Genomic DNA, 23995 nt, shown 5'->3' with positions numbered 1-23995 from the left:
AGTTCAGTCCCCCAGGTTGAGCGTGAGTTTGGTGGCGGCGAACGCCTCGGCGTAGCGGGCGTGGCATTCGATGCCGCGGATCCGGGCCAGGCCGAGGAAGGCCTCCCGGTCGTACCAGGGCCGGTGCCGCTGCGAGGGGTAGTGCTCCTGCAGCAGCCGCACCTTCTGTTCGGCGATCTCCGGCGACAGCGGCTGGTACACCGACGGACGGCCGAGATCGCCGTCCCATTTGACGATCTCGTAGCCGAGCACGAGGTGGTCGCGGAACGCGGTGGGCAGCAGCTGCGCCAGGCCGCGGTGATCCTGGTGCGCGTCATCGGTACGCGGGGCGAGGACCAGGTCCGGCTCGGTCTGCTCGCGCAGCTCCTCGACCGCGGCCTTGGCCTCCTCCCAGTGTGCGGGCATCCGCCCGTCCGGCAGCTTGAGCACGGTCAGCCGCAGGTCGGCGCCCGGGCAGAAGGCGGCGAGCGCGGCCTGCTCCTCCTGCTCCCTGTCGGTCCCGCCGCCGGAGAGCACCAGCGCGTCGACGCGGATACCCGGCCGCGCAAGGCACAGCGTCAGCAGGGTGCCGCCGGCACCGATGGCGATGTCGTCGCAGTGCGCGCCCACCGCGACGATCCGGTCCAGGGGCCCGGCCCCGAGCCGGATCACGCCCGCACTCCGGGCTGCGCCGGCGAAGCGATGTCGTGTTCCCACACGGCCCACGGGCGGTCGCCCCGGGCGTAGGCGTCGTCGAGCGCGGCCCGCTCCTTCACGGTGTCGGTCGGCTTCCAGAAGCCGCGGTGCTGGTGTGCCACCAGCCGCCCGCGCTTGGCCAGTTGGGCACATCCGTCGGCGACCAGGTCCCCGTTCTCCGGTATGTGGTCGAAGACCTCCTGCCGCAGGACGAAGTAGCCGCCGTTCTCCCACAGCGGCAGCTCGCTCACCGCGGTGATGCCCCCGACCAGGCCGTCCTCGCCCAGCTCCACGCAGTGGAACGAGGACTGCGGCGGCACCACCATCATCGACGCCCCGGCGTCGCGCCGGGCGAACCGGTCGATCATCTCCGGCAGCGGGGCGTCGGTGAGCACGTCCGCGTAGTTGGCGAGGAACATCTCGTCGCCGTCCAGGTGGTGCCGGACCCGGCGCAGCCGCTCCCCTATCGGCGACTCGATGCCGGTCTGCGCGAACGTGATCGTCCAGTCGGCGATGTCGGTGGACAGCAGCTCGGTCCGCCCGCCGCGCAGCACGAAGTCGTTGGACGTCGTCTCCTCGTAGTTGAGGAAGAAGTCCTTGATGTGGTGGGCCCCGTAGCCGAGGCACAGGATGAACTCCGTGTGCCCGAAGTGCGCGTAGTAGCGCATGACATGCCAGATCAGCGGTCGCGGGCCGACCATCGCCATCGGCTTGGGCACGTCGTCTGCGGCACCGCTCCGCATCCGCATCCCGTAACCGCCGCAGAACAGAACGACCTTCATGCTGTGCCCTTTCGAGACGCGGCCTCGACAATGCTCAGTTCAGGGATGGGAAAGACAAGGCGGCCGCCCCAGTCGTGCACGAAGGACAGCTGCTCGACCAGTTCGGCCCGCAGGTTCCACGGGAGGACCAGGACGTAGTCCGGCTCGTCGGCGGCTATCTGCTCGGGCGGCAGGATCGGGATGCGGGTGCCCGGGGTGAACCTGCCGTGCTTGTAGGGGTTGCGGTCGACCGTGTACGGGAGCAGGTCGGGCCGGATGCCGCAGTGGTTGAGCAGAGTGTTGCCCTTGCCCGGGGCGCCGTAGCCGACGACCGTCTCGCCGCGCTCGGCCGCCTCGATGAGGAACCGCAGCAGATCCCGGCGCACCTTGGCCACCCGGGCGGAGAACTCGGTGTACCCGGACAGCTCCTGCAGCCCGGCGGCCTTCTCCCGGGCGAGCACGTCGGCCACCCGCTGCGTCGGCTCGTCGGCCACCCCGGCCGGGCGGGCCCACAGCCGGATGGAGCCGCCGTGCGTGGGCAGCAGCTCGACGTCCACGAGCGCGAGTCCGCCGCTCGCAAGGGCTCGGGTCGCGGACGCAACCGTGTAGTACTGGAAGTGCTCGTGGTAGATCGTGTCGTACTGGTTCTCCTCGATCAGGGTCAGCAGGTGCTGCACCTCGATGGAGACCCAGCCGTCCTCGGCGACCAGGGCGCGCAGCCCCTGGGTGAACCCGACCACGTCGGGGATGTGCGCGTACACGTTGTTGGCCACGACCAGGTCCGCCGGGCCGTGCTCGGCGCGGACGGCCGAGCCGGTGTCCGGGGAGAGGAACTCCGTGAGGGTGGGCACGCCCGCCTCCCGCGCCGCGGCGCCGACGTTCACCGACGGCTCGATGCCGAGGCAGCGGATCCCCCGGTCCACCACGTGCCTCAGCAGGTACCCGTCGTTGCTCGCCACCTCGACCACGAAGGCCTCGGGGCCGAGAGGAAGCCGCTGTACGGCGTCGGCGACGAACGTGCGCGCGTGCTCCACCCAGGACGTCGAGTAGGAGGAGAAGTACGCGTACTCGCTGAACGTCTCCTCCGGCGTGATCAACGGCGGGATCTGCGCGAGCCAGCAGTCGGTGCAGACCCGCAGGTGCAGCGGGTACGCCGGCTCCGGCTTGTCCAGTTGGCCGGCGGCGAGAAAGCTCTCACATGGTGGCGTCGCCCCGAGATCGACGACGCTCGCCATCGCCTCCGAGCCGCAGAGTCGGCATCGTGTCATCTGTTGTCCCCATCCCCCCTGCTCGCGCGGGTGTCCCCGCCGCGAGCCAGTGCTGACCGACCCGCGATCGCGGTGCGGTACTCCTCCACCAGGCGCTCCAGGCCGACGGCCGGGCTGAACCCCTGCTCGTAACGGCGCCGGGCCGCCTGGCCCATCTCCTGGTTGCGGGCCGGCTCGCCCGTGATCCGGCGTATGCAGGACGCGAGCGAAGCGGGCTCGCCCGGCCGGTGCAGCAGCCCGGTGACCCCGTCCTCGACGAGTTCGACGAAGGCGCCGTGACCGGCGGCGACGGTCGGGACCCCGGCCGCCATCGCCTCCACGACCACCAGGCCGAACGCCTCCAGCCACGTCGAGGGAGCCACCACGGCCACGGACCGCGCGATGGCCTTCTGGCACTCCGCCGTGTCGTACAGGCCGACGTAGCGCACATCGTCCCGGTCTGCCGCCCAGGCGGTCACCTCCCGCTCCAGCGGCCCCGCGCCGGCGATCACGAGCGGCACGCCCACACCGCCGCTCGCCGCGATCTCGTCCCACGCGGCCATGAGCAGCCGTACGCCCTTGGCCTCCGCGAGCCGGCCGAGGTAGAGCAGATGCTCTCCCCCGCCTGTCCGGCAAGTGCCCGGGTCGGGCACGAAGTTGTGCTTCACCGCCAGACGCTCGGCCGGCATGCCGGCCCGCACGAGGACGTCGCGCTGCGCCGCGGAGATGCAGAAGAACCGCTCGACGCCGGACCACCACCGGCGCCGGTTGACCGACAGGCTGACTGCGAGCGGCACCGTCGCAAGGCGGGAGTTCCGGTAACAGCCGTGCCGGACGGCGGGCAGTGGTGCGGAGCCGACGCACTCGGTGCACGGCCGGCCGTCGCGCTGCAGCGTGCCGGGCGGACAGATCTGGGTGTAGTTGTGCAGCGTGGCGACGGCGGGCACCCCGGCGTCGGCGCAGGCGGCAAGAACCGCGGGCGACAGAAGCGGGAAGACGTTGTGGACGTGGACCACGTCCGGCCGCTCGGTGCGCAGCCGGGCGGCCAGCTCCGCGCGGACCGCCGGGTTCCACGGCACAAGGAGCGGCACCGCGGCCTTGCCCAGCAGGGACCGGGCGGCGATGGAGTCGCTGCGCCGCTCGAACACCTCGACCCGGTGGCCGGCCGCGCGCAGCAGCTCCACCTCCTGGTCGACGACCTTGTTCTCCCCGCTCGGCTGCGCCGAGGCGTAGCGGTTGTGCACCACGAGGATGTGCATGCTCAGGTCACCTCCGATCTGCGGGCCCATCGCGGTGTGCGTCGCCGGGGAACGTCGGGCAGGGAGAGCGGAGCGGCCTCGGCAGGTGTCGCAAGGAGCGAGGCGGCCAGGGCCAGATGCAGCAGATACGGCGAGGCGTCGCCGAGCCCGGCCTCGGTGTACGACGCGATCGCACAGTAGCTGATCAGGAAGATCGCGCAGGCCCTCTGCAGCGACGGTGGCCGCAGCAACGCGACGCCGCCGAGGACGATGATGATCGCCGCCACGAGGGCGACGCCGATCAGACCCTGCTCGTTGTAGACGGCCAGCCAGCTGTTGTCGATCGGCAGCCCGCCGAACGACTTGTCGCCCAGGCCCACGCCGAACACCTGCTCCCCCGTCGTCCGGGGCGCTGCCAGCAGGGCGTCCCAGACCTTGGCCCGACCGGTGAGACTGGAGAAGTTCTCCTTGCTCTGTCCGCGCAGGAACCACGCCTGGAGCAGGGAGCCGAGCGCCACCGCGGCCACCGCGGCGACCAGCACCGCCCAGGTGAAGAACCGGCGGGCGGCGGCGCTGGTCAGGATGAGCGAGCCGATCGCCAACGCCAGCCCGATGAACAGGCCGAGCGTGGCCGTCCGGGTATGGGTCAGCGCGAGCAGGACGAGTGAGGGCACGATGACGACCGCCGCGCCGGCCCCGTCGGTCCGGCGGCCCAGTACGAGCAGCACGGTGAGCCCGATGATCACCGCGGCGTACTGTCCGATCTGCGGCGGGGTGAGCGGCCACAGGGCGCCGACAAGGCGCCCGCCGTAGAGGTCGGGCAGGGCCGCACCCGGTGAGACGGCCAGTCCGGCGGCCACCGACCCGAGCACGGCGAAATACATCCGGATGTGGTGCCGAACGAACGTCAGGCCGCCGTCCCACCAGCGGCTGAGCAGCCATAGCGTGCCGATGAAGAGAGCCAGCCGGGCGCAGCGGAACAGCGCCCCGAACCCTGACTCCAGGTACGCGCTGGAGATCACGCTCGGCACCAGCAGCAGGGTGAGCAGGAGCACGTAGGCGCTGGCTCGGAAGCGCAGCCGGGGATTGACGGCGAGCGCCAGCGCGAACGCGGCGACCAGCGCGCCCATGGTGACCATCTGAATGAGGGAGCGGGGCAGCGGGACGATGGTCTTGGCTCCGGCGGAGCCGAGCGTGTTGAGGATCAGCAGTCCCCAGACGATCCCGACGATCTTCGGTGTGCCGGCCGGGCGCGGTTCGGCGCCGGGCCGCGTGACCGCCGTGGCCGGTCCGCCGGGCGGCGCACCGCGCCGCGGGTTTCCGCTCATCTCAACCACCGGCCCGTGGGGCGAGGGTGCTGCCCGCGTCCTGCCGGAAGGACATGCTCCGCCACTGCCCGAAGCCGACCACCCTGCTCTGATCGAGAACGACGAACTTCCACGGTCCGAGGTAGACGTTGTCGTGCCAGCGGTTGTGCTGCTTGTGCGTGATCGCCTCGGCCACCTTCTCGCCCTTGTACGGCGACCAGTCCGGATAGGTGCCGTAGTTGGCGAGCACTGCCATGCGATCGCACTTCTCCGTGCACCTGACGACGGACTTGTCCAGCACGAAGCGGTTGTCGTGGATGTCCACCCGCTGGGTCTTCCACCGGCAGTCCGCGTAGAGCGGTGCGGTGGCGATCGCCGGCTTCGCGCAGCGGTGGACGTCCTTCACCAGCAAGGTGCAGTCACCGGACGAGGTGTTGGCCGGGCTGTTGCAGAACCGGTCGGCGTTCTCCCACAGGGTGATCCCGGACCAGTTGTCCTCCAGCACGTTCCGGTAGATCTCGATCTTGTCGGTGCGGGCTCGGATCCGTGGTTCGCCGCCGGACTCGGACAGATAGACGGTCGCGAACGGGAAGCTGTCGCCTGACTCGGCCGCCCTGCGCCCCTCGACCCAGTTGTTCCGCCGGATCGTGTTGTTCCGAATGACCGCGTTGTAGCTGATCTCGTAGATCAGCGCGGCACCGTCGTTGGCCTCGAGCACGTTGTTCTCGATGCGGAAGTCGTTGTTGTTGGTGTCCGCCCACAACCCGGTTCCACGGTTGTCGTGCACCCAGTTGCCGCGCACATCGGCGCCGTTGACGGCCCAGAACTTGATGCCTCCGGTGCAGCCGCAGCCCTTCCGCCGCCGCTCCCAGTCGCCGGTGTTGTTGCCCACGATCTCGTTGCCCTCGACCACCAGGCCGGTGATACGGCCGGTGGACTTGTAGGCGTTCATGCCGTACTGACCGTTGTCGCGCAGGCAGCTGGCGCGAACCTGCTGGCCGGCACCGGCCATCAGCCCGGCGCCGGAGTTGTTCTGGATCGTCGCGTGCTCGATCACCCATCCGTCGGCCGAGTCATGGTTGACCACGCCCTCGTCCGGCGGCGCCACGAAACGCTGCACGGTCAGATGGCGGATGGTGACGTTGCGGGCGCTGCCGCCGAACGCGTACTGGTTCTTCTTCCCACCGTCGAGCACCGCGCCCGGCGCACCGAGGTAGCGGTTGCCCTTCTTGGGGATGACCTGGGCGTAGCGGTTTGGGTCGAGCCTGTGCTTGCCCGGTCGAAGCCAGAACGTGGTGTTCGGGGGGTTGCTCTGGGTCTTCGCCGCCAGGTCACCGGCCACCGCGGGGTCGACCGTCACCGCGCCCGTCGGCGCCTTCGCCGGCCCGGCTGTGGGGTTGGCGCACACCCGGGCCACGGATCGGGCCGCCGACGTGGATGGCACGGGCTTCGGCTCCGCCCCGGCGCTCGACGTGCTGACGCAGCCGGTCGCCAGCAGGGCCGGCGCCAGCGGTGCCGCCGCCCACGCCCAGTGCCGCCTCTTGCTCCCCACGCGCCCTCCCTAGCCTCGGAACCTGAGCACGGTCGTGAAGCCCTCCGTGCCGTCGGTGAAGCCGGTGCCGACCAGCGTGGTGGCGGGTTCCTTGCGCCCGAAGCCGGCGGAGTACCAGCCCAGCGGCGGGTCTGTCTCGCCGCGATGCGCCCGCCAGGACAGCTGTCCGGGCAGGTCGAGCACCGCTCGGCGGTCCTCGCCGTCCTGGGTCCAGGTGAGCAGGGCCCGGTCGCCGGCCAGGTCCGCGGTGACCGCCGGGCCGAGGTGGAACGCCAGGCGCACGGCCCCGCGATCGCCGCGCACCTCGTCGACCATCCGCAGCTCCTGGCTTTCGGCCGTCAGCTCCACCCGGCGGCGGTGCACGGAGCGCTGGTAACCGTCGTGCTCGGCAGACCAGCGGGCCGTCCCCCCTTCGGAGGCGCCGGACGGGTCCGCGGCCAGGACGCGGCTGCGGGCATGCCGGGTCCACAGGAACGGGCCGCCGGAGACGGACTGGTCACTGCCGTCCAGTTGCAGGGTGTTGTGGCCGAGGGTCGACCGGAAGTACTGCCGCCACTCGGGTTGCCCGTGATAGCAGAACGTCCCCGGGTCGGCGAGCACGTCGACCCCGTCGTGCCGGACCTCCACGGACAGCGCGTCCGCGTGGGCATGCGCGGCGATGGACAGGAAGCCGTGCGGACCACCGTCGCAGCGGCACCAGATCTCCCCTGCCCCTCCCGGACCGCGCAGGATGGTCATGCCCGCGTCGGCGAAGTGGGCAGGTCGGCTTGTCGGACGGGGCACAGCCGGTTCGGCTCCGTGCTTCGCGTACGGCCGGATGAGCGCGGCAAGGAGCGGGGTGCGCACATCGGTTCCGGTCACCGCCGGCCACCAGGCGAGCCGTCCGAACACGGCGTCCCCGGTGGCAAGGAGCGAGGCCCAGCGGTCGGTGCCCGCGCCGTCCACGACCAGACCGTGCCCGTCGTCCGCGTCCCCCTGGCGCGGCGGCCGCAGCCGGCCGTCCACGATGGCCGCGAGCGCGTCGGTCATCCGCAGCAGCACCAGCCGGATCGACGCGGGGACCGGCACGCCGGCGGCATCCGCCTCGGCCACCGCGGCCAGGCCGAGCTCCAGCACCAGTCCGTGATATTCGGTGGCCAGCTCACGGTTGAGGCCGGAGCCGAAGGTGTTGCCGCGCAGATGCCGCTCCAGCGACCTCAGTGCGTCGGCCCGCCAACGCTCCGAGGAGGGGAACCAGCCGAACGCGCAGGCCGCGGCGAACTGCCCGGCGGCCTCGGCGATGACGTGGTTGTTCGCCGAGGACCCCCGGCTGGGGAAGGCGGCCAGCCAGCGCTGGTGGTGCCAGATCTGGTTCACCGCCACCGGGTTGTCCTCGAACAGCCCGGCCGCGCCCGGCCAGCCGTCGAGCAGCCGGCGGATCCACACCCAGGACAGCAGCCGGATGCCCAACTCGATGCCGCTGATCCAGTGCACGCCGCGCAGGGGTGGGTTGGCCGCCCACCACGACCGCAGGTGCTCGGCCACGCGCTCGGCGTACCGCTCGTTCCCGGTGATCGCGTAGGCGGCGGCGAGCACGGTGAGGTACTGGTGCCGGGACAGCTCCCAGATCTGCTTGATGTCCCCGACCGCGTCCTCGTTCCGGTACGGCACGTCGAAGGCATAGCCCCATGGAGCCCGGCGCCCGGTCTTCGGGTCGCACCACCAGTCCGGGTCGGCCAGGTCGTCGCGGACGACCCCGAAATACTCGACGTGCCCGTACATCAGCCGGTCCGCCTCGGCGACGAGACGTTTCGCGGCGTCCGGTGGCACTGCGGCGATCGTCCCGGCGGGCAGCACCGTGGTGAACCGGGCGCCGGTCACGCTCGGGCAGTTCGGCCGCGCGGACCGCCATCGCCGTCTGCGCACCGCGTCGCCCACCCGGCCGCCGACCTCCCGCGGTCCCATCCGGGACAGCCGACGCAGGTACCAGCCCGCGCTCATGGTCATCGCGCCCGCTCCAACGTCACCGGCGCACCGCCGGCCAGTCCGGCCTGCACGGCGAGGGTGGCCGACGTGGTGGCGACCAGCGACTCCAGCGGCACCGGCATCGGCCCACCGGTCCGAACTGCCTTGATGAAAGCGGCCAGTTCGGCGTTCTGGCCCTTGTCCCGGGCCTTGGGCAGCCGCGAACTGACCCACTTCTTACGGCCGTACACCGAGGCGCGGACGAAGTCGTCGAGCCGCAGCACCTTGCCGTCCGCGACCAGGTCCAGCGTCTCCTTGGGGAAGCCGGCCGCGCCGGTGGTGACGTAGCTGATGGTGGCGGTGGACCCGTCCGGGTAGCGCAGCACGACCTGCAGGTCCTCGTTGCTGGTCGGGGCGACCGCGTACACCGAGACCGGATCGGCGTCCAGCAGCCAGCTCGCCGTGTCGATGAAGTGTCCGCCCTCGCCTTCGAACCGCGAGCCCTCGGTGCCCTGTTGGAGGTACCAGCTGCCGTGCTGCAGCCGGCCCGCGTTGACCAGGTAGCGGAGGCTCGCCGGACCGGTCCGGGCGCCGAACCGCTTCCTGGCCTCCTGCAGCAGCGGCGCGAACCGGCGGTTGAAGCCCACCTGCAGCCGGTCGTTGCCGGACTCCTCCACCGCCGCGAGCACGCCGGCCAGCTCGTCCTCGGTGAGGGCCAGCGGCTTCTCCACGAACACCGTCTTGCCGGCCAGCAGTGCCTTCCGGGTCAGTTCGGCGTGCGAGCTGTGCCGGGTGACCACGAACACCGCGTCGACGGACTTGTCGCCGAGCACGGCGTCGAGATCGGTGGTCGCCTCGGCGAAGCCGAACTTCCGCTGCGCGTTGGCCGCGGACAGCGCCGTCGTGGTGACGACGGTCGACAACTCGACGCCGTCACGCTGTGCCAGGTGCGGCAGCAGCATCGACGTCGCGTAGTTGCCCGCGCCGACGAACGCAAGGCGCACCGGCGTCTTGGCGACCCGGGCCGGCGTGGGCACTCCCCCGCCGGGCCGCTTCACCGCGGGCACGGCCACCGCCGGGGCCTCCGCTTCCCCCGCTTCCCCCGCAGGCCCGGGGTACCGGAACAGCACAGCCACGGCCTTCAGGTCGCCGTCCTTCAGGCGCTGGTACGTGTCGACCGCGTCATCGAAGTCGGCGATGTGGGAGACCAGGGGCTCCACGTCGACGCGGCCGCGGACGAGGAGATCGAGGAAGCACGCCAGGTTGCGGCGCTCGGTCCAGCGCACGTAGCCGATCGGGTAGTCGCGTCCCTCCAGCTCGTACTCCGGGTCGTAGCGCCCGGGGCCGTACGAGCGCGAGAACCGGACGTCGAGCTCCTTCTCGTAGTACGCGTTCCACGGCAGATCCAGGCGGCACTTGCCGATGTCGACGACCCGGCCGCGGTCCCGGCAGAGCCGGGCGGCCAGCTCGACGGGCTGGTTGCTGCCGCCGCCGGCGGCCAGGTACACCTGGTCCACGCCGTGCCCGTCGGTGAGTTCGGCGACGGCGGCTTCCACGGCCGCGGACGCGGGATCGCCGCAGGCCGCGGCGCCCAGGCGCTCGGCGAGTTTGCAGCGCGCGGGGTCGGGGTCGACCCCGACGACGCGGACTCCCGAGGCGGCGAGGAGCTGCACGACCACCTGCCCGATCAGCCCGAGGCCGATGACCAGGGCCACGTCGCCGAGTTGCGGCTCGCCGCGGCGGACGCCCTGCATCGCGATCGACCCGACGGTGCCGAAGGCCGCGTGCCGCGGAGCGAGGCCGTCCGGCACCCGGGCGTAGAGGTTCTTCGGTACCCAGTTCAGCTCGGCGTGCAGCGCGTGCTCGTTGCCGGCACAGGCCACGAGGTCGCCGACCTTCACGTCGTCGATCCCGGTGCCGACCTGCTCGACCACTCCGCACAGCGAGTAGCCCAGCGGCGTGTACGAGTCCAGCTTGCCCATCACCTTGCGGTAGGTGGCGGGCACCCCGTTGGTGGCCACGCTCTGCATGACCTTGGCCACCTGGTCCGGCCGCGAGCGGGCCTTGCCCAGCATCGACATGCCGGCCTCGGACACCTTCATGAGCTCGGTCCCGGTGGATATCAGCGAGTAGGCGGTCCGGACCAGCACACCGCCCGGCTTGCACCCCGGCACCGGAACGTCGAGCACCGCCAGCTCGCCGCTCTTGTAGTTCTGCACAACCTGTTTCACCCGAAGTCCCCTTGTTTCTACGCCGTCTTCCACGCCGCCGAGCGAGCACCCTGGCCGGACCCGGAGGTCGCGTCGCGGTACCAGTACTCGAGGGTCAGCACATGCCACAGATGCTTGGAGAAGTCCCGCTGCCCGGCGGCGTCCTCGGCGACCATGCGCGCGAGCGCATCGCGGCGCAGGAGCCCGGAGTTGACGAGCACGCCGTCGTGCACCACCTCGCGCACCAGCGGTGCCAGATCCCGGCTCATCCAGGCCCGCAACGGGGCGCTGAACAGACCCTTGGGCCGGTAGACGATCTCCCGGGGCAGGATCGAGGTGGCCGCCTCCTTGAGGACGGCCTTGCCCTGCCGTCCGACGATCTTGCGGTCGCCGGGCACGGCGAACGCCGCCTTGACCACCTCGATGTCCACGTACGGCACGCGCACCTCGGTCGACGCGGCCATGCTGGAGCGGTCCGTGTACGTGAGATTGAGGCCCGGCAGGAACATCCGGGCGTCGCCCAGGCACATGCGGTTGACGAAGTCGTCGAGGTCGTTGTCCTGGTAGATGTCCGCGTGCTCGGTCAGCACGTCGTCGACCGTCCCGGCCAGGTCGGGATCGAGCAGGGCGAGCAGCTCCTCCTGGTCGTACATGGTGTAGCTGCGCCGGAACGCGGTCTCCTCGGGCAGGTCGGCGAAGGAGAGGAACCGCTTCGCGAAGCGCACCGACCGGTACCCCCGGCGGCTCGTTGCGACCGGCAGCCGGTCCACGGCCCTCGCCAGGCCGCGCCGCAGGGGCCGCGGGACGCGCTGGTAGCGCAGCGCCAGCAGGTTGGCCAGGTGCTTGCGGTACCCGGCGAACAGCTCGTCGGCGCCCATCCCCGAGAGCATCACCTTGACCCCGGCCTCCCGGGCAGCCGAGCAGATCAGGAATGTGTTGATCGCGGCGGGGTCCCCGATCGGTTCGTCCAGGTGGTACGTCATCTGCGGCAGCAGGTCGAGCACATTCGGAGCGATCTCGATCTCCTGCAGGTCGACGCCGAACCGCTCGGCCACCTGCCGGGCGTAGCGCAGGTCGTCCGGCATCGCCTCGAACCTGGCGTCCTCGGCGCGGAACCCGATCGTGTAAGCGGAGATCCCGGGCCGGTCGCGGGCCGCCAGCGCGGTCAGGTAGCTGGAGTCGAGGCCGCCGGAGAGGAAGGTCGCCACGGGTACGTCGGAGAGCAGGTGGCGCCGGGTCGACTCCTCGACGACGGCCGCCAGGTCCGGCTGCTCGCCGCTCCGGGCCCGCTCCCGCCCCTCGGCGGCGATGTCCTTCAGGTGCCAGTACCGGCCGCGCTCCACCCGGCCGTCGGCCCGGCACCTCAGCCAGCTTCCCGGTGGCAGCTTCTCCGCTTCGCGGAACGCGCATCGTGAGTCCGGCACCCAGTAGTAGAGGAGCGAGGCCACCAGCGCCGCGTGGTCGACCTCCAGTGAACCGCCGGTGGCGGTGGCGAGCGCCTTGAGCTCGGAGGCGAAGACCAAGCCCTCGCCGCGCCGGAGCAGGAACAGCGGTTTGATGCCGAGCTGGTCGCGGGCGAGCACCAGGTCACCGCTTCGCTCGTCGAAGATCCCGAACGCGAACATGCCGCGCAGCCGGGGCAGGCAGTCCGTGCCCCAGCGCCGCCAGGCCTCGAGGAGCACCTCGGTGTCGGAGGTGCCGCGGAAGCGCACCCCGGCGGCTGCCAGCTCGGCACGCAGCTCGGGTGCGTTGTACAGCTCGCCGTTGTACGTGAGGGCGAGGCCGTCGGAGACCATCGGCTGGGCGCCGGTCTCGGACAGGTCGATGATGGCCAGCCGGCGGTGCCCGAGGTGCACTTCGCCGTCACCGGCGGGGTAGCTGTACCGGCCCGCCCCGTCAGGACCGCGGTGGGCGAGGGTGTCGGTGAGCCGGTCGGTCACGACCTTTCCGTCCGGCCATCGGTAGGTGCCTGCGATGCCACACATGTGCTACCGCGCCTCCTGGTCGTTGTCAGGGACCGGGGTGGCCCACGCCGGCAGCCGCTCCGTCCGCGGCCGGCCCGTCCCGTTCTGCCGGGCGGGCCGCTCACTCCGGCCGCGCAGCGCGGTGTGCAGCCCGTCCCACAGCGTGCCGTCGGTCCGGTCACGCGGATCGGGGTCGATCAGCACCACACCGATCACCTCGATCCGCTGGTCCGCGAGCTGCCGCGCCACGGTGTGCAGCCATGCGGCGCTGCCGTGCCCGGCCCGCACGACGAGCACGGTCCGGGTGCCGAGGTACTGGAGGTCGGTCCACGCCGTGCCGGGCGCCACCGAGCCGACGCCGAACCGGCGCTCCTGATCCGACACGGCGTCGGCACGCTCGCCGCTCACCACGGTCGGATCACCCGGCTTCGGGCGGCGGCCCGCGAGCTGCGCACCGGGCAGGCCGTCGATGACGACCACCGGCCCCTCCGCCGCCAATGCCCCGGCGAGCTGCAGGGCGATCATGCTCGTGCTGCGCGCACAGCCCAGTTCCAGCAGCGACAGAGGCTCCGCGGAGCCGCGCACGGTGCGGGCCAGGGTCGTGGTGAGGCGTTCGCGTGCCGCCCGGGTCCGTCGGCGCTGCCACAGCCTGCCCGACCGGCGGGGCAGCTCCGCGATGACCGAGGCGGCCAGGTTCGCCGCGATGTCCCGGCGCAGGACGGGGCGGTCCGCGACCACCACCCCGACCGCGGCCACCGCGAGCCCGAGGACGAGCCCGAGGACGAGCCCGATCGCGGCGTTGGTGGCAAGGGCCTTGGGCAGGGAGTGCCGCACCGCGCGCGGTGCGTCCACGATCTGTGTGCCGGAGATGACCTTGGGCGTGCCGGTGCGCGCCTCCTCGGCGCGCTGGTCGAAGTCGGCGATCCGCGAGGTGAGTTCGGCCCGGCGGGCGAAGAGCGACTCGATGTCCGCCGCCGCTTTCGGGTCGCTCTGCGGCGGTTGCTCTCCGATCTCCTTGTTGACCTGGGCAAGTTCGTCCCGCATGCGGTCACGCTGGTCGAGCAGGGCCTTGGCCTCCGCCTTCGCGGCGTCCTGCATCCGCTGCACATGGTCCGCGACGAATGCGTCGGCCAGCGCCTTGGCCCGGGCCACCGCGTCCGCGTCGCTGTCCCCTGTCACATCGATCTGCATCAGGTTGTTGGTCAAGCCGGTGCCGCGGTAGTCCCGCATGAAGTCCTCAGGGTCCTCCGAGGACTTGAGGGACTGCAGGGCCTTGCCGGCGATGCGCGTGGTCCCCAGCACCTGGACGTCGGTGCGCATCAGCGTCCCGGTGTCGTTCGGCTGGTCCTGCGCATGCGCGACCAGCACCTTGGTCACGGCGCTCGGTGGAGGCGGCAGCAGAACGGCCACCGCCGCACCGAGCAGCAGTCCCAGGAGCGCCATGCAGCACCAGAGGCGGCGACGCCTGCGCACCGCCACGACCAGCGCTTGCAGGTCGAACAGCGGAGTTGCTGCCGAGGACTCGGATGTCGTGCTCGTCGTCACCCTGAACCTCCCGTCGCGTGGCCGCGAACCGCGAGCGCCGGGGTGGCGTTGTCCGCAGGACTGCCTGCAGGCCGCGTCGGACGGGCCCGGACCGCGTCGGCGACGACGATGCCGACGACCTCGTGCCTGCCGTCCGCACACGCCTCGGCGATGCCGGAGAGCTCCTCCGCGGTCCACGTGCCCGCGCTGAGGACGACCAGGGCACCGGACTCGGTGTCGCGGTCCGGCACCATCGGCCGGTCCACCGAAACCTCCACCATCCGCAGCAACGGATCGTTCTCGGCCTCGGCGACGAGCTGCCCGGCGGCCCGGCGGGCGAGCTCGTCGCCGTCCGGTACCACCACCAGGAGCCGCCGGGGCGCCGGCAGCTGGTCCCGGAGGCGAGCGCACACCCGCCGGTAGCGGATCCGCCTGCCGGCCTCGTCGCCGGACCACTGCGGGGTCGGTGTGTCCCACCGGGTGTCGGCGCCGAGGAGCCGGCGGATCCGGGCCCGCGTGCCCTTGTCCTCCGGCCGGTGCAGGGGCCGTTCACCGGGTACGTCCACGGTGCCGAGGAGTGCCGTGCCCAGCGCCGTGGCGATCTCCCGTTCGGTGCGCAGTCGGCGATTCATCCGTGCGGCGACGAGATGTCCGATGACCGCGAGCAGGAAGGACAGCAGCGCCCCGGCGACGATGAGCTGCATCCTCGTCGGCGGCGCCTCACTGGTCGGCCGGGCCGCGGGCCCCATGACGACCAGGCCGGACTTGTCGGTCGCCGGGTCGGCCTCGTTCAGTTTCTGCATGGCCTCCTCCAGCGAGGTGCGCAGCTTCTCGAGCGCGGTGCGGGCCTCCACGCTCTCCACGGTCCGGCCCGGGTCGGCCGCATTGGCCAGGTCGGTGATGCGGCGGTTGGTCTGCTCCACCTTCTTCCGCAGCGCCTCGAGCCCTGTGGTCGCTTCGGTGCTGCCGCCTGCGATCTGCGAGGCGAAGGTGACGAACTCCTTGGCCACCCGGTCGGAGAGCTGCTGCGCGCGCTCCGGGGTGTCGGCCGTACCCGAGATCTTGATGATGTTCCCGTCGGCGGCCTTGGCGCTGACTCGGCCGCGCAACTCGCCGCTCTTCCAGCCGAGTTCGGCGGCCGCGCCGTCGAGCACCGACGAACTGGTCGCGATGTCCACCTGAGTCAGCAGTTCACGCTCTTCCCACTGCCCGGGCAGCAGTACCGATGCCGATGCCGTGTATCGCGGCGGAAACACCACCGAGATGCCGTAGCCGACGAGCGCGCCCACCACGGTGAGGACGGCGAGAAGCCGCCGGCGCCGGCGGAGAATCCGCCCGATCGTGACCAGGCGGATCGTGTCATCGCTCAATGGCCCCGCCTCCGCCCTGTCCGGACCGGGCCGCCCGCCGACACCGGAGTGTGGTCACGGCAGGCAGCGGCGTACGCGGCGAGCAGCGACGCCTGCGAGTTGCGCCAGGAGAGCTGCCCGCCGATCCGCTCCTGGCCGATCTTGCCCATCCGGGCCCGCTTCTCCGGATCGTCGAGGAGCACCGTGATGAGCTTGGCGAATTCCGCCTCGTCGTCGGCAGGCGCGTAGAGGGCGGCGTCACCGGCGGAGACCCGTGCCTCCCGAAGGTCGAACGAGACGATCGGCCGGCCCATCGCCATGTACTCCAGGACCTTGTTCATGGTCGACACGTCGTTGAGCGGATTGCGCGGGTCGGGCGAGAGGCACACGTCCGCGGTGGACAGGTAGCGCACCAGGTCGGCGTCCGGGATGCGCCCGGTGAACTGCACCTGCTCCGAGAGCCCGAGCCGCCGGGACAGTTCCACCATCGCGTCGAAGGCGTCGCCGGCGCCGACGAACACCGCGTGCCAGTCGGTCCGCCCGAACGCGTCACGCAGTTTCGCCAGGGCCCGCAGGGCGTAGTCGACACCGTCCTGAGGTCCCATGACGCCGAGGTAGCACAGGAGATGAGGCTTGCCGCGCTTCAACTCCGGCTCGGGCGGAACCGGTTGGAACCGGTCGATCTGGGGTGCACTGCGCACCACGAACACGTCCGCCGGCCGCTTGCCGCCACGGCGCAGCGCGACGTCGCGGTAACTCTCGTTCGTGGCGAGTACGACGTCCGCGGCCCGGTAGGTCCGCCGCTCCAGCGCGCACACGGCGCGGTAGAGCAGATCCTCACCGCGGTCGAAGCGGGAGAGGTACAGCTCGGGCACCAGGTCGTGCTGGTCGAAGACGAACCGCGCGCCGCGCCGTTTCAGCCACAGCGCCGGCAGGAACAGCAGGTCGGGCGGGTTGCATGCGTGGACCACGTCGACCGGGCCGACCTTGCGGGCCAGCCGGACCGTGTGCCACAACGCCGATCCGTATTCCCGCAGGTAGCCGGCCGGCCCTCCGGTGGCCGCGCGCAACGGGTAGCGGTGAATCCGCACCCCGTCGATGACCGCCTCGGGCTCCGTGTCCCGCTTCTCCCCCCGGGGACAGATGACGTGCACCTCCCAGCCCGCGGCGCGCAGCGTCGTGCACTCCTGCCACACCCGCCGGTCGAACGGCACCGACAGGTTCTCCACCAGGATCAGCGCGCGCCGGTTCGTCCCGTCGCCGCTGATTGCGTCACCAAGCAAGGCCTATGTACCCCGGTTCGATCCGGCGCGCCTCGGCGTCGGGAAGGCGGATGAGGTCGACGATCACCGGGCCGCCGCCATGGGGCAGCGCCGAAACGACGGCCGGATCCCTGGTCCCGACCAGGCACACCTCGGCGTGCTCGAGTACCTCGTCGACGGAATCCGCGAGCAGTTGCGCGAGATGCGGGAGCCGGGTCTCGATGTACTCGCGGTTCGCGCCGAGCAGCCGGGACAGGCTCACATTGGCGTCGTAGATCTTCAGGTCGTAACCCTTGCCGAAGAGCCTCTCCGCCAGCTCGACGAGCGGGCTCTCGCGGAGGTCGTCGGTGCCGGGTTTGAAGGACAACCCGAACAGGCCCGCCCGGCGTTTGCCGGTGCGCTCGACCAGCTCCACCGCGCGCTGCAGATGGTCGGAGTTGGAGGGCAGCACGTGGGAGAGGATGGGCACCGAGACGTCCGCCCGCTGCGCCGCGTGGACCAGGCTGCGCAGGTCCTTGGGCAGGCAGGAGCCACCGAAGGCGAAGCCGGGCCGCAGGTAGGCGGGGCTGATGTTCAGCTTGCGGTCGGCCAGGAACACGTCCATCACCTGGTGCGAGTCCACCCCGAGCGCCTGGCACACCGCGCCCAGCTCGTTCGCGAAGCCGATCTTCAGGCCGTGGAACGCGTTGTCCGCGTATTTGATCGCCTCGGCCGTCGGGACCGGCACCCGGAACACCTCGCCGGGCAAGCCGTCGTACAGTGCCGCCACCGCATCGCCGCTTGCCGGGTCGAGCTCGCCGATGACGGTCTTGGGCGGGTCGAAGAAGTCCCGCACGCTCGTGCCCTCGCGCAGGAACTCCGGGTTGACCGCGACCCCGATGTCCACCCCCGCCGTGCCGCCGACGTACTTTTCCAGGATCGGTACCAGCAGGTTCAGGCAGGTGCCCGGGAGCATGGTGCTGCGGAACACGACGGTGTGCCGGCTCCCCTGCTTGGCCCCCTCGGCCAGCGCGGCGCCGATCTGCTCGGTGACCCGCTCCAAGTACGTGGTGCACAGGCTGCCGTTGGGCTCCGACGGCGTGCCCACGCAGACCAGCGACACCTCGCTGTCCATGATCGCCTCGCGGACGTCGCCGGTGGCGCGCAACGCTCCGGTCCGCACGACCTCGGCGATGAGCTCGCCGATCCGCTCCTCGACCACCGGGGCCTTGCCGTCGTTGACCAGGTCGACCTTCACCTGGTTCACGTCCACCCCGATGACCTCGTGCCCCAAGCTGGCCAGGCACGCGGCCGATACACAGCCCACGTAGCCGAGCCCGAAAACGCTGACTCTCATAACCCGTTCCTCCCCCCAGGCAGGCCCTCGCGGCCTGCGGTCCGCGCGCCGGTCGGACGACCCCCGCGCATCAGTAGGCCCCCTGCCCGTGGAACACGGCACGCAGCGTCTTCCACAAGATCACTGTGTCGAGGGCGAGCGACCAGTCCTCCACGTACCGCAGGTCGAGGCGGACCGCCTCCTCCCACGGCAGGTCGCTGCGTCCGCTGATCTGCCAGAGGCCCGTGAGTCCGGGCTTGACCAGCAGCCGCCGCCGCATGTCCGGGCCGTACGCGGCCGACTCCTCCGGCAGCGGAGGCCGCGGTCCGACGAGCGACATCGATCCGGTGAGCACGTTGAAGAGCTGCGGGAGCTCGTCGAGCGAATACCGGCGCAGCACTGCTCCCACGCGGGTCACCCGCGGATCCCGGCGGAGCTTGAACAGCAGGCCTGCGCCCTCATTGCGGTCGGCCAGCTCCGCCCGTGCCCCGTGGGCCCCATCGACCATGGTGCGGAACTTGACAATGGTGAACTCGCGGCCGTCCTTGCCGACCCTGCGCTGGCGGTAGAACGCCCCGCCCCGACTGTCCACCAGCACGAGCAGCCCGACGAGCACCATCAGCGGCGCGAACACCACCAGCAGGACCGCCGCGCCCACCCGGTCAACGACCTCTTTGATCGCCCGGCGGCCCCCGGTGAAGGCCGGCATACTGACCCGCAGCAGCGGGATCCCGAGTACCGCGTCGACGTGCAGCCGCGGGCCGGCCACCTCCATCAGCACGGGGGCCACGACCATCTCGGCGTCGCTGCCTTCGAGGTTCCAGGCCAGCCGCTGCAGCCGGTCCGGTGACCAGTGCGGGTCGGGTGTGACCGCGACGACACGGTAGCCGTCGTGGTGAACGTGCTTGGCGACGTCCGCCAGTTGGCCGACGACCGGCACTCCGTCCAGTTGGTCACCGTCGAGCCCGCGACCGTCCGTCGTGCACACCGCCTCCACCCGCCAGCCGATGTGCGGGAACTTGCGGGTCCGGGTGATCAGGTCGCTCACGGTGGCGGGGCTCCCGGCAGCGAGCACCGGTCTCAGGCACCGCCCTTCCTTGCGCTGTTTGTGCAGCCAGAGGCGGAGCAGATACCGCGCGGTCATGGTGACGAGCGCGATCGCTGGGATCGCGACGAAGATCCAGAGCTTGATGTTGTGCGAGGTCAGGGCGATCCCGCCGAGCGCCAGCACGACGGTCGCCGTGAACAGTGAGCGTCCGAGCCGGCGGAATTCCTCGGCGCCCTGGCCGAGCACGGCCGGAGCCCACGACCGGCTCACGGCAAGCACTCCGAGCACCAGCAGCTCGGTGCCGAAGGCGAGTATTCCCCACTTCTCGTGCCAGTTGGCCGCGTCCCGGGCCCCGAAGAAGTTGCCGATCGCCGCCACCACCAAGGCGGTGGCCACGGTATCGCTCATGATCACGGTACGGCGGTACCGCTGCTCCCAGTCGATCGCGGGCCGGCTGATTGCCCCGTTCGCCAGACGCCCGCGCTCTGACGGAAAAGGGCCGACTATTCCCCCCTGTGGCACAGAACCCCCCAAGGTCCCCAGTGGTTCGACGTGTTCGCCCAACACTGTCCCGCCCACTGCGGGAGGCCCCCGCCCCCCGCACTGTTCCTTTCTCGGGAGGCCCCCGCCCCCCACGCATGACAACCCGGCTATTTCGGAGCTACGTGAACAACCCACCCCGGCCGCGGCGGACTCGCCTGTCCTGCCCGCCTCTTGAGGCGCGCGGGAACCGTGGAAACCTCGGGTGCTCCCCGCACCCAAGCCCCTCTCGGCTCCGAGATCTGATCACCCCCACGTCCGGCGGCGGAGACGCAGCTACTGGCTGTCCGCAGCGCGGACCCATAGGACACCATTTGTCGGCTCGTGTCCCAGCATGTGAAGCACGGTCAATCTAGACCATCGGGGCCCGTCTGGAGATAGGGATGTGTGGAATTTGTGCCCATGATTTGACCCTGGGTCCACGGATCGGCGACCGCCTACGGGCGCCTCGGCGACGAAGAAGCGCCCTGTGACCTGTGACGACGGGAGATCTCCGGGCTGTCGCACCGCCGACCCCCGAGGCGTCCGGGCACTGCCAACTTGGCCGCGCTCAGGGCCTGTTCGGCGGATTTTGTTCGGTGAGCACGGAGCGGCGGTTGCGGGTAGGGACGGTCGACGGCACGCGGGAACGGATCTTCACCGCTCTGCTCGCCCGGGCAGACGCCGAGGGCGACCCCGACCGGGTCTTCACATCGACTCCACGATCGTGCGCGCACACCAGCGACGGGAGGGGCTTGCGTGACCAGAGTTGCCCATGTGACAACGGGGTTGAAGAAGTGCGGGGCCGCGTCAGAGTCTCGTAAGAACCAACACGCCTCAGCAGAAGTGGAGTTGACGTCAGGCCGCAACATCCGCCCAGTGTGTCGCGCCCTGCGCGTGGGTGTAGGTGCCGTGCCGTGCACTGATGGCAGCAACGATGTCCAGGCCGCGACCGCACTCGTCCGCCGGCTCTCGTGTCCGCAGAGCCGGCCCGGGCCCGCCGTCGGTGACCTCGACACGCAGGCCGCCCGTGGTGCCGTAGCAGATGTGCACGAAGGTTGGCGGCCGTGTTGGCCATGACCTGCAACCCGCCCACCCAAGGCGTGCCCTGCTCCAACCGTCGGCGACACTACCGGTGCTCGGGATTCTCGTAGTCGCGGCGGCAGCCGGCGTCCCAGGCGGTGCGCTGGTTGCCGTAGGCGGGGATGCCGCCGAGGTCCTTCAACGCGCGGGCCAGGTGCAGGAGGTTCCACGTCATGAACGTGGTGTTGCGGTTGGTGAAGTCGTTCTCCGGACCGCCCGAGCCGGGGTCGAGGTAGGAGGGGCCGGGGCCCGCCTCACCGATCCATCCGGCGTCCGCCTGGGGCGGGATCGTGTACCCCAGATGCTGGAGGCTGTAGAGGACGTTCATGGCGCAGTGCTTGACGCCGTCCTCGTTGCCGGTGATCAGGCAGCCACCGACTCGTCCGTAGTAGGCGTACTGGCCGGCTTCGTTGAGCAGGCTGGAGCACGCGTAGAGGCGCTCGATCACCTGCTTCATCACGGAGCTGTTGTCGCCCAGCCAGATGGGACCCGCCAGTACGAGGATGTCGGCCGCCATCACCTGCTGGTACAGGTCGGGCCAGGCGTCCGTCTCCCAGCCGTGCTCCCTCATGTCGGGCCACACACCGGTCGCGATGTCATGGTCCACGGCCCGCACGACATCGACGTGCACGCCCTGTGCGTCCAGGATGGCGGTGCTGCGGTCGATCAGGCCCTGGGTGTTGCTCGTCTCCGGCGAACGCTTGAGGGTGCAGTTGATCACCAGCGCCCGCAGGTCGTCATAGCGGGCCGGCGGTGTGTCGGTGGCGGCCGACGAAGAGGTCACACGAGCCTCCCATAGCCTTGCCGGCGCCCGGTGCGCAGCGGCACGTCAGGATCCAGCATGCGGGCCGACCGCGGCAGCCGCCACCACTGCGCGTCCGATCGGTGGCCTGCGATGCGTGCGGCGCGCAGGTCACCGCCTGCCACCGCTCCCCGGCCGGCGGCCGACGAGTGGCCGGGGTCGACGGGGCGTGCCTACGTTCGTGTCATGGGCACCGAGAGCGCGGACCAGTCGCGGAGCACGGATACGGTCGAGGACGTCGCGCACCTGCTGGTGCGTTGTCTGCGGGCCGAGGGCGTGGAGTATGTCTTCGGCATCCCCGGCGAGGAGAACATCCGCTTCGTCGATGCGCTCAACGGCTCCGGGATCCGGTACGTCCTGGTGCGCCATGAGCAGGCCGCGTCGTTCATGGCGGAGACGTACGGGCGGCTGACCGGGAAGGCCGGCGTGTGCTCGGCGACGCTGGGCCCCGGCGCGATCAACCTGCTGCTCGGCACCGCGGACGCCATGACCAACAGCACTCCGATGGTGGCCCTGGCCGCCCAGGGCTCCCTGCGCCGCACCCACAAGGAGTCGCACCAAGTCATCGACCTGGTCTCGATGTTCGCCCCCGTCACCCAGTGGGCGGCCCGCATCGAGTGCCCGGACGCGGTGCCGGAGATGACGCGCAAGGCGTTCAAGACCGCGCAGAGCGAGCGACCCGGCGCCGTGTTCCTGGCGGTGCCGGAGGACATCGAAGCCGAGCGTCCCGCCGAGCCGCTGGCACCCCTGCAGATCGACGCGGTGTACGCCGACGCGCCGTCGCCCTCCCAGATCGCGCGGGCGGCCGAGGTGCTCAGCACGGCACGGCACCCCGTCCTGCTGGCGGGCCACGGCGCCGCGCGAGCCGGCGCCTCGGCCGCTCTCGTACGGTTCGCCGAGCGGCTGAACATCCCGGTCGCGACGACGTTCCACGGCAAGGGCGTCTTCCCCGACGACCACCCCAACGCCCTCGGCGCGGTCGGCTTCATGCGCCACGACCACAGCAACTTCGGGTTCGACGCGGCCGACGTCATGATCTGCGTGGGCTACGAGATCCAGGAGTTTGACCCCGCCAAGATCAACCCCAACGGCGACAAGCGGATCGTGCACATCCACCGCTTCCCCGCCGAGGTGGACGAGCACTACCCGGTCGAGGTGGGCGTCGAAGGCGATGTGTCGCAGGCGCTGGACGCACTGTCGGCAGCACTGCCCGACGGACTCACATACACCTCGGCAAGCAGCGAGAAGATCCGTACGCTGCTCGACGAGGAACTCCGGTACGGACGCGACAACGACGCGTTCCCCCTGGTACCGCAGCGTGTGGTGAGCGACGTCCGCACCGCGCTGGACCGCCACGACATCGTGCTTGCCGACACCGGCGCCGGAAAAATGTGGATGGCCCGTCTCTACCCCACGTACGAACCGGACACCTGCCTGGTTTCCAACGGCCTGTCCACGATGGGATTCGCGTTGCCGGGCGCCATCGCCGCGAAGCTGGCCCGGCCGGACCGACGCGTCCTGGCGATGATGGGCGACGGCTCGTTCCTGATGAACTCCCAGGAGTTGGAGACCGCCGTCCGCGAACGCGTCCCGCTGGTCGTCCTCGTCCTGGTGGACGAGGAATACGGCCTGATCACCTGGAAGATGGAACTCGAACTCGGCCGCCACAGCAACACCCGGTTCACCAACCCGGACCTGGTCGCCTACGCCGAGAGCTTCGGCGCACGGGGCTACGCGATCGAAAGCGCCGACGAACTGCTGCCGATGCTGCGCGGCGCTCTCGACGACGACACGGTCTCCGTGATCGCATGCCCCGTCGACTACTCCGAGAACCTACGCCTCACCGACAGACTGGGCGGTCTCCACGGCCCATTCTGACGTCCTCCGCGCTGTGGATCTCCACCGAAGACGAGGAGCGGGCAGCAAAACGGGCTTGATCCTGGCGGACACGGGCGGCATTCCTGCCCATATCCTCGACAGAAACGCCTCTACCTGCGGAAATACATATGCCGATGCGGGCGCAATCGGTCGCAGAATGCATGATGCTTTCCATGGCCATAAGGCTGAGAGTGCCGTAGAAAGTCCGCATAGACCCAAATGGGCTGGGCACTGTCACGGCGCAAAGGCGCCGGACAGAAACCGTCCGGACCTGTCGAGCGGGCCAAGGTCGGCCTTCTGCCCCTTGACGGCATGGA

General features: G+C 70.8%; 16 protein-coding genes. 1 reads left to right on the top strand and 15 read right to left on the bottom strand.

Annotation, left to right across the window (positions count from 1 at the left end):
- Nucleotides 1–3 precede the first annotated feature (3 nt).
- The 15 genes from F7R91_RS21425 to F7R91_RS21355 form a co-directional block, all read right to left on the bottom strand.
- Entirely contained in the window at nt 4–651 is a 648-nt protein-coding gene (locus tag F7R91_RS21425) for a PIG-L deacetylase family protein (protein ID WP_150950699.1), read from the bottom strand.
- Complete coding sequence (locus tag F7R91_RS21420) at nt 648–1457, bottom strand: glycosyltransferase family protein (RefSeq protein ID WP_150950698.1); 810 nt, start codon at nt 1455–1457, stop codon at nt 648–650. The genes F7R91_RS21425 and F7R91_RS21420 overlap by 4 nt, the downstream gene beginning before the upstream one ends.
- Nucleotides 1454–2704, bottom strand: a complete 1251-nt coding sequence (locus F7R91_RS21415; protein ID WP_150950697.1) for a class I SAM-dependent methyltransferase — start codon at nt 2702–2704, stop codon at nt 1454–1456. Before F7R91_RS21415 ends, F7R91_RS21420 begins: the two co-directional genes overlap by 4 nt.
- Nucleotides 2701–3942: a glycosyltransferase gene (locus tag F7R91_RS21410; RefSeq protein ID WP_150950696.1), complete on the bottom strand. Its 1242-nt coding sequence runs from the start codon at nt 3940–3942 to the stop codon at nt 2701–2703. Before F7R91_RS21410 ends, F7R91_RS21415 begins: the two co-directional genes overlap by 4 nt.
- 2 nt (nt 3943–3944) lie before the next feature.
- Nucleotides 3945–5249: an O-antigen ligase domain-containing protein gene (locus F7R91_RS21405; RefSeq protein WP_150950695.1), complete on the bottom strand. Its 1305-nt coding sequence runs from the start codon at nt 5247–5249 to the stop codon at nt 3945–3947.
- A gap of 1 nt (nt 5250) precedes the next feature.
- Nucleotides 5251–6780, bottom strand: coding sequence for a right-handed parallel beta-helix repeat-containing protein (locus F7R91_RS21400; protein WP_150950694.1), 1530 nt, complete (start codon nt 6778–6780; stop codon nt 5251–5253).
- 9 nt (nt 6781–6789) lie between these two features.
- A complete protein-coding gene (locus F7R91_RS21395; protein ID WP_150950693.1) occupies nt 6790–8766 on the bottom strand; it encodes an alginate lyase family protein in 1977 nt (658 codons plus the stop codon).
- Entirely contained in the window at nt 8763–10955 is a 2193-nt protein-coding gene (locus F7R91_RS21390) for a bi-domain-containing oxidoreductase (RefSeq protein ID WP_150950692.1), read from the bottom strand. The genes F7R91_RS21395 and F7R91_RS21390 overlap by 4 nt, the downstream gene beginning before the upstream one ends.
- A 17-nt stretch (nt 10956–10972) precedes the next feature.
- A complete protein-coding gene (gene asnB, locus F7R91_RS21385; RefSeq protein ID WP_150950691.1) occupies nt 10973–12919 on the bottom strand; it encodes an asparagine synthase (glutamine-hydrolyzing) in 1947 nt (648 codons plus the stop codon).
- 3 nt (nt 12920–12922) lie between these two features.
- The gene (locus F7R91_RS21380; protein WP_150950690.1) at nt 12923–14443 is read right to left on the bottom strand and encodes a Wzz/FepE/Etk N-terminal domain-containing protein; all 1521 of its coding nucleotides are present in this window, start codon (nt 14441–14443) and stop codon (nt 12923–12925) included.
- On the bottom strand, nt 14440–15792 hold the full coding sequence (locus F7R91_RS21375; protein WP_150950689.1) for a Wzz/FepE/Etk N-terminal domain-containing protein: 1353 nt from the start codon (nt 15790–15792) through the stop codon (nt 14440–14442). The genes F7R91_RS21380 and F7R91_RS21375 overlap by 4 nt, the downstream gene beginning before the upstream one ends.
- Complete coding sequence (locus F7R91_RS21370; protein WP_150950688.1) at nt 15789–17054, bottom strand: glycosyltransferase family 4 protein; 1266 nt, start codon at nt 17052–17054, stop codon at nt 15789–15791. Before F7R91_RS21370 ends, F7R91_RS21375 begins: the two co-directional genes overlap by 4 nt.
- Nucleotides 17044–18369: a nucleotide sugar dehydrogenase gene (locus F7R91_RS21365; protein ID WP_150950687.1), complete on the bottom strand. Its 1326-nt coding sequence runs from the start codon at nt 18367–18369 to the stop codon at nt 17044–17046. The genes F7R91_RS21370 and F7R91_RS21365 overlap by 11 nt, the downstream gene beginning before the upstream one ends.
- Before the next feature lie 70 nt (nt 18370–18439).
- Nucleotides 18440–19918 carry a sugar transferase gene (locus tag F7R91_RS21360; RefSeq protein ID WP_150950686.1) on the bottom strand — a complete coding sequence of 493 codons (1479 nt, stop codon included), beginning with the start codon at nt 19916–19918 and terminating at the stop codon, nt 18440–18442.
- A 1126-nt stretch (nt 19919–21044) separates the two neighbouring features.
- Nucleotides 21045–21782, bottom strand: a complete 738-nt coding sequence (locus F7R91_RS21355) for a flavodoxin family protein (protein ID WP_150950685.1) — start codon at nt 21780–21782, stop codon at nt 21045–21047.
- A 204-nt stretch (nt 21783–21986) separates the two neighbouring features.
- Between F7R91_RS21355 and F7R91_RS21350 the strand changes: the two genes are divergently transcribed.
- Nucleotides 21987–23678, top strand: a complete 1692-nt coding sequence (locus F7R91_RS21350; RefSeq protein ID WP_150950684.1) for an acetolactate synthase large subunit — start codon at nt 21987–21989, stop codon at nt 23676–23678.
- Nucleotides 23679–23995 lie beyond the last annotated feature (317 nt).

The sequence above is a fragment of the Streptomyces luteolifulvus genome, from assembly GCF_008806595.1.
Lineage (GTDB): Bacteria > Actinomycetota > Actinomycetes > Streptomycetales > Streptomycetaceae > Streptomyces > Streptomyces luteolifulvus.
Note: the sequence above shows the minus strand (reverse complement) of the source record. Positions and strands in the feature narration are given on the sequence as shown.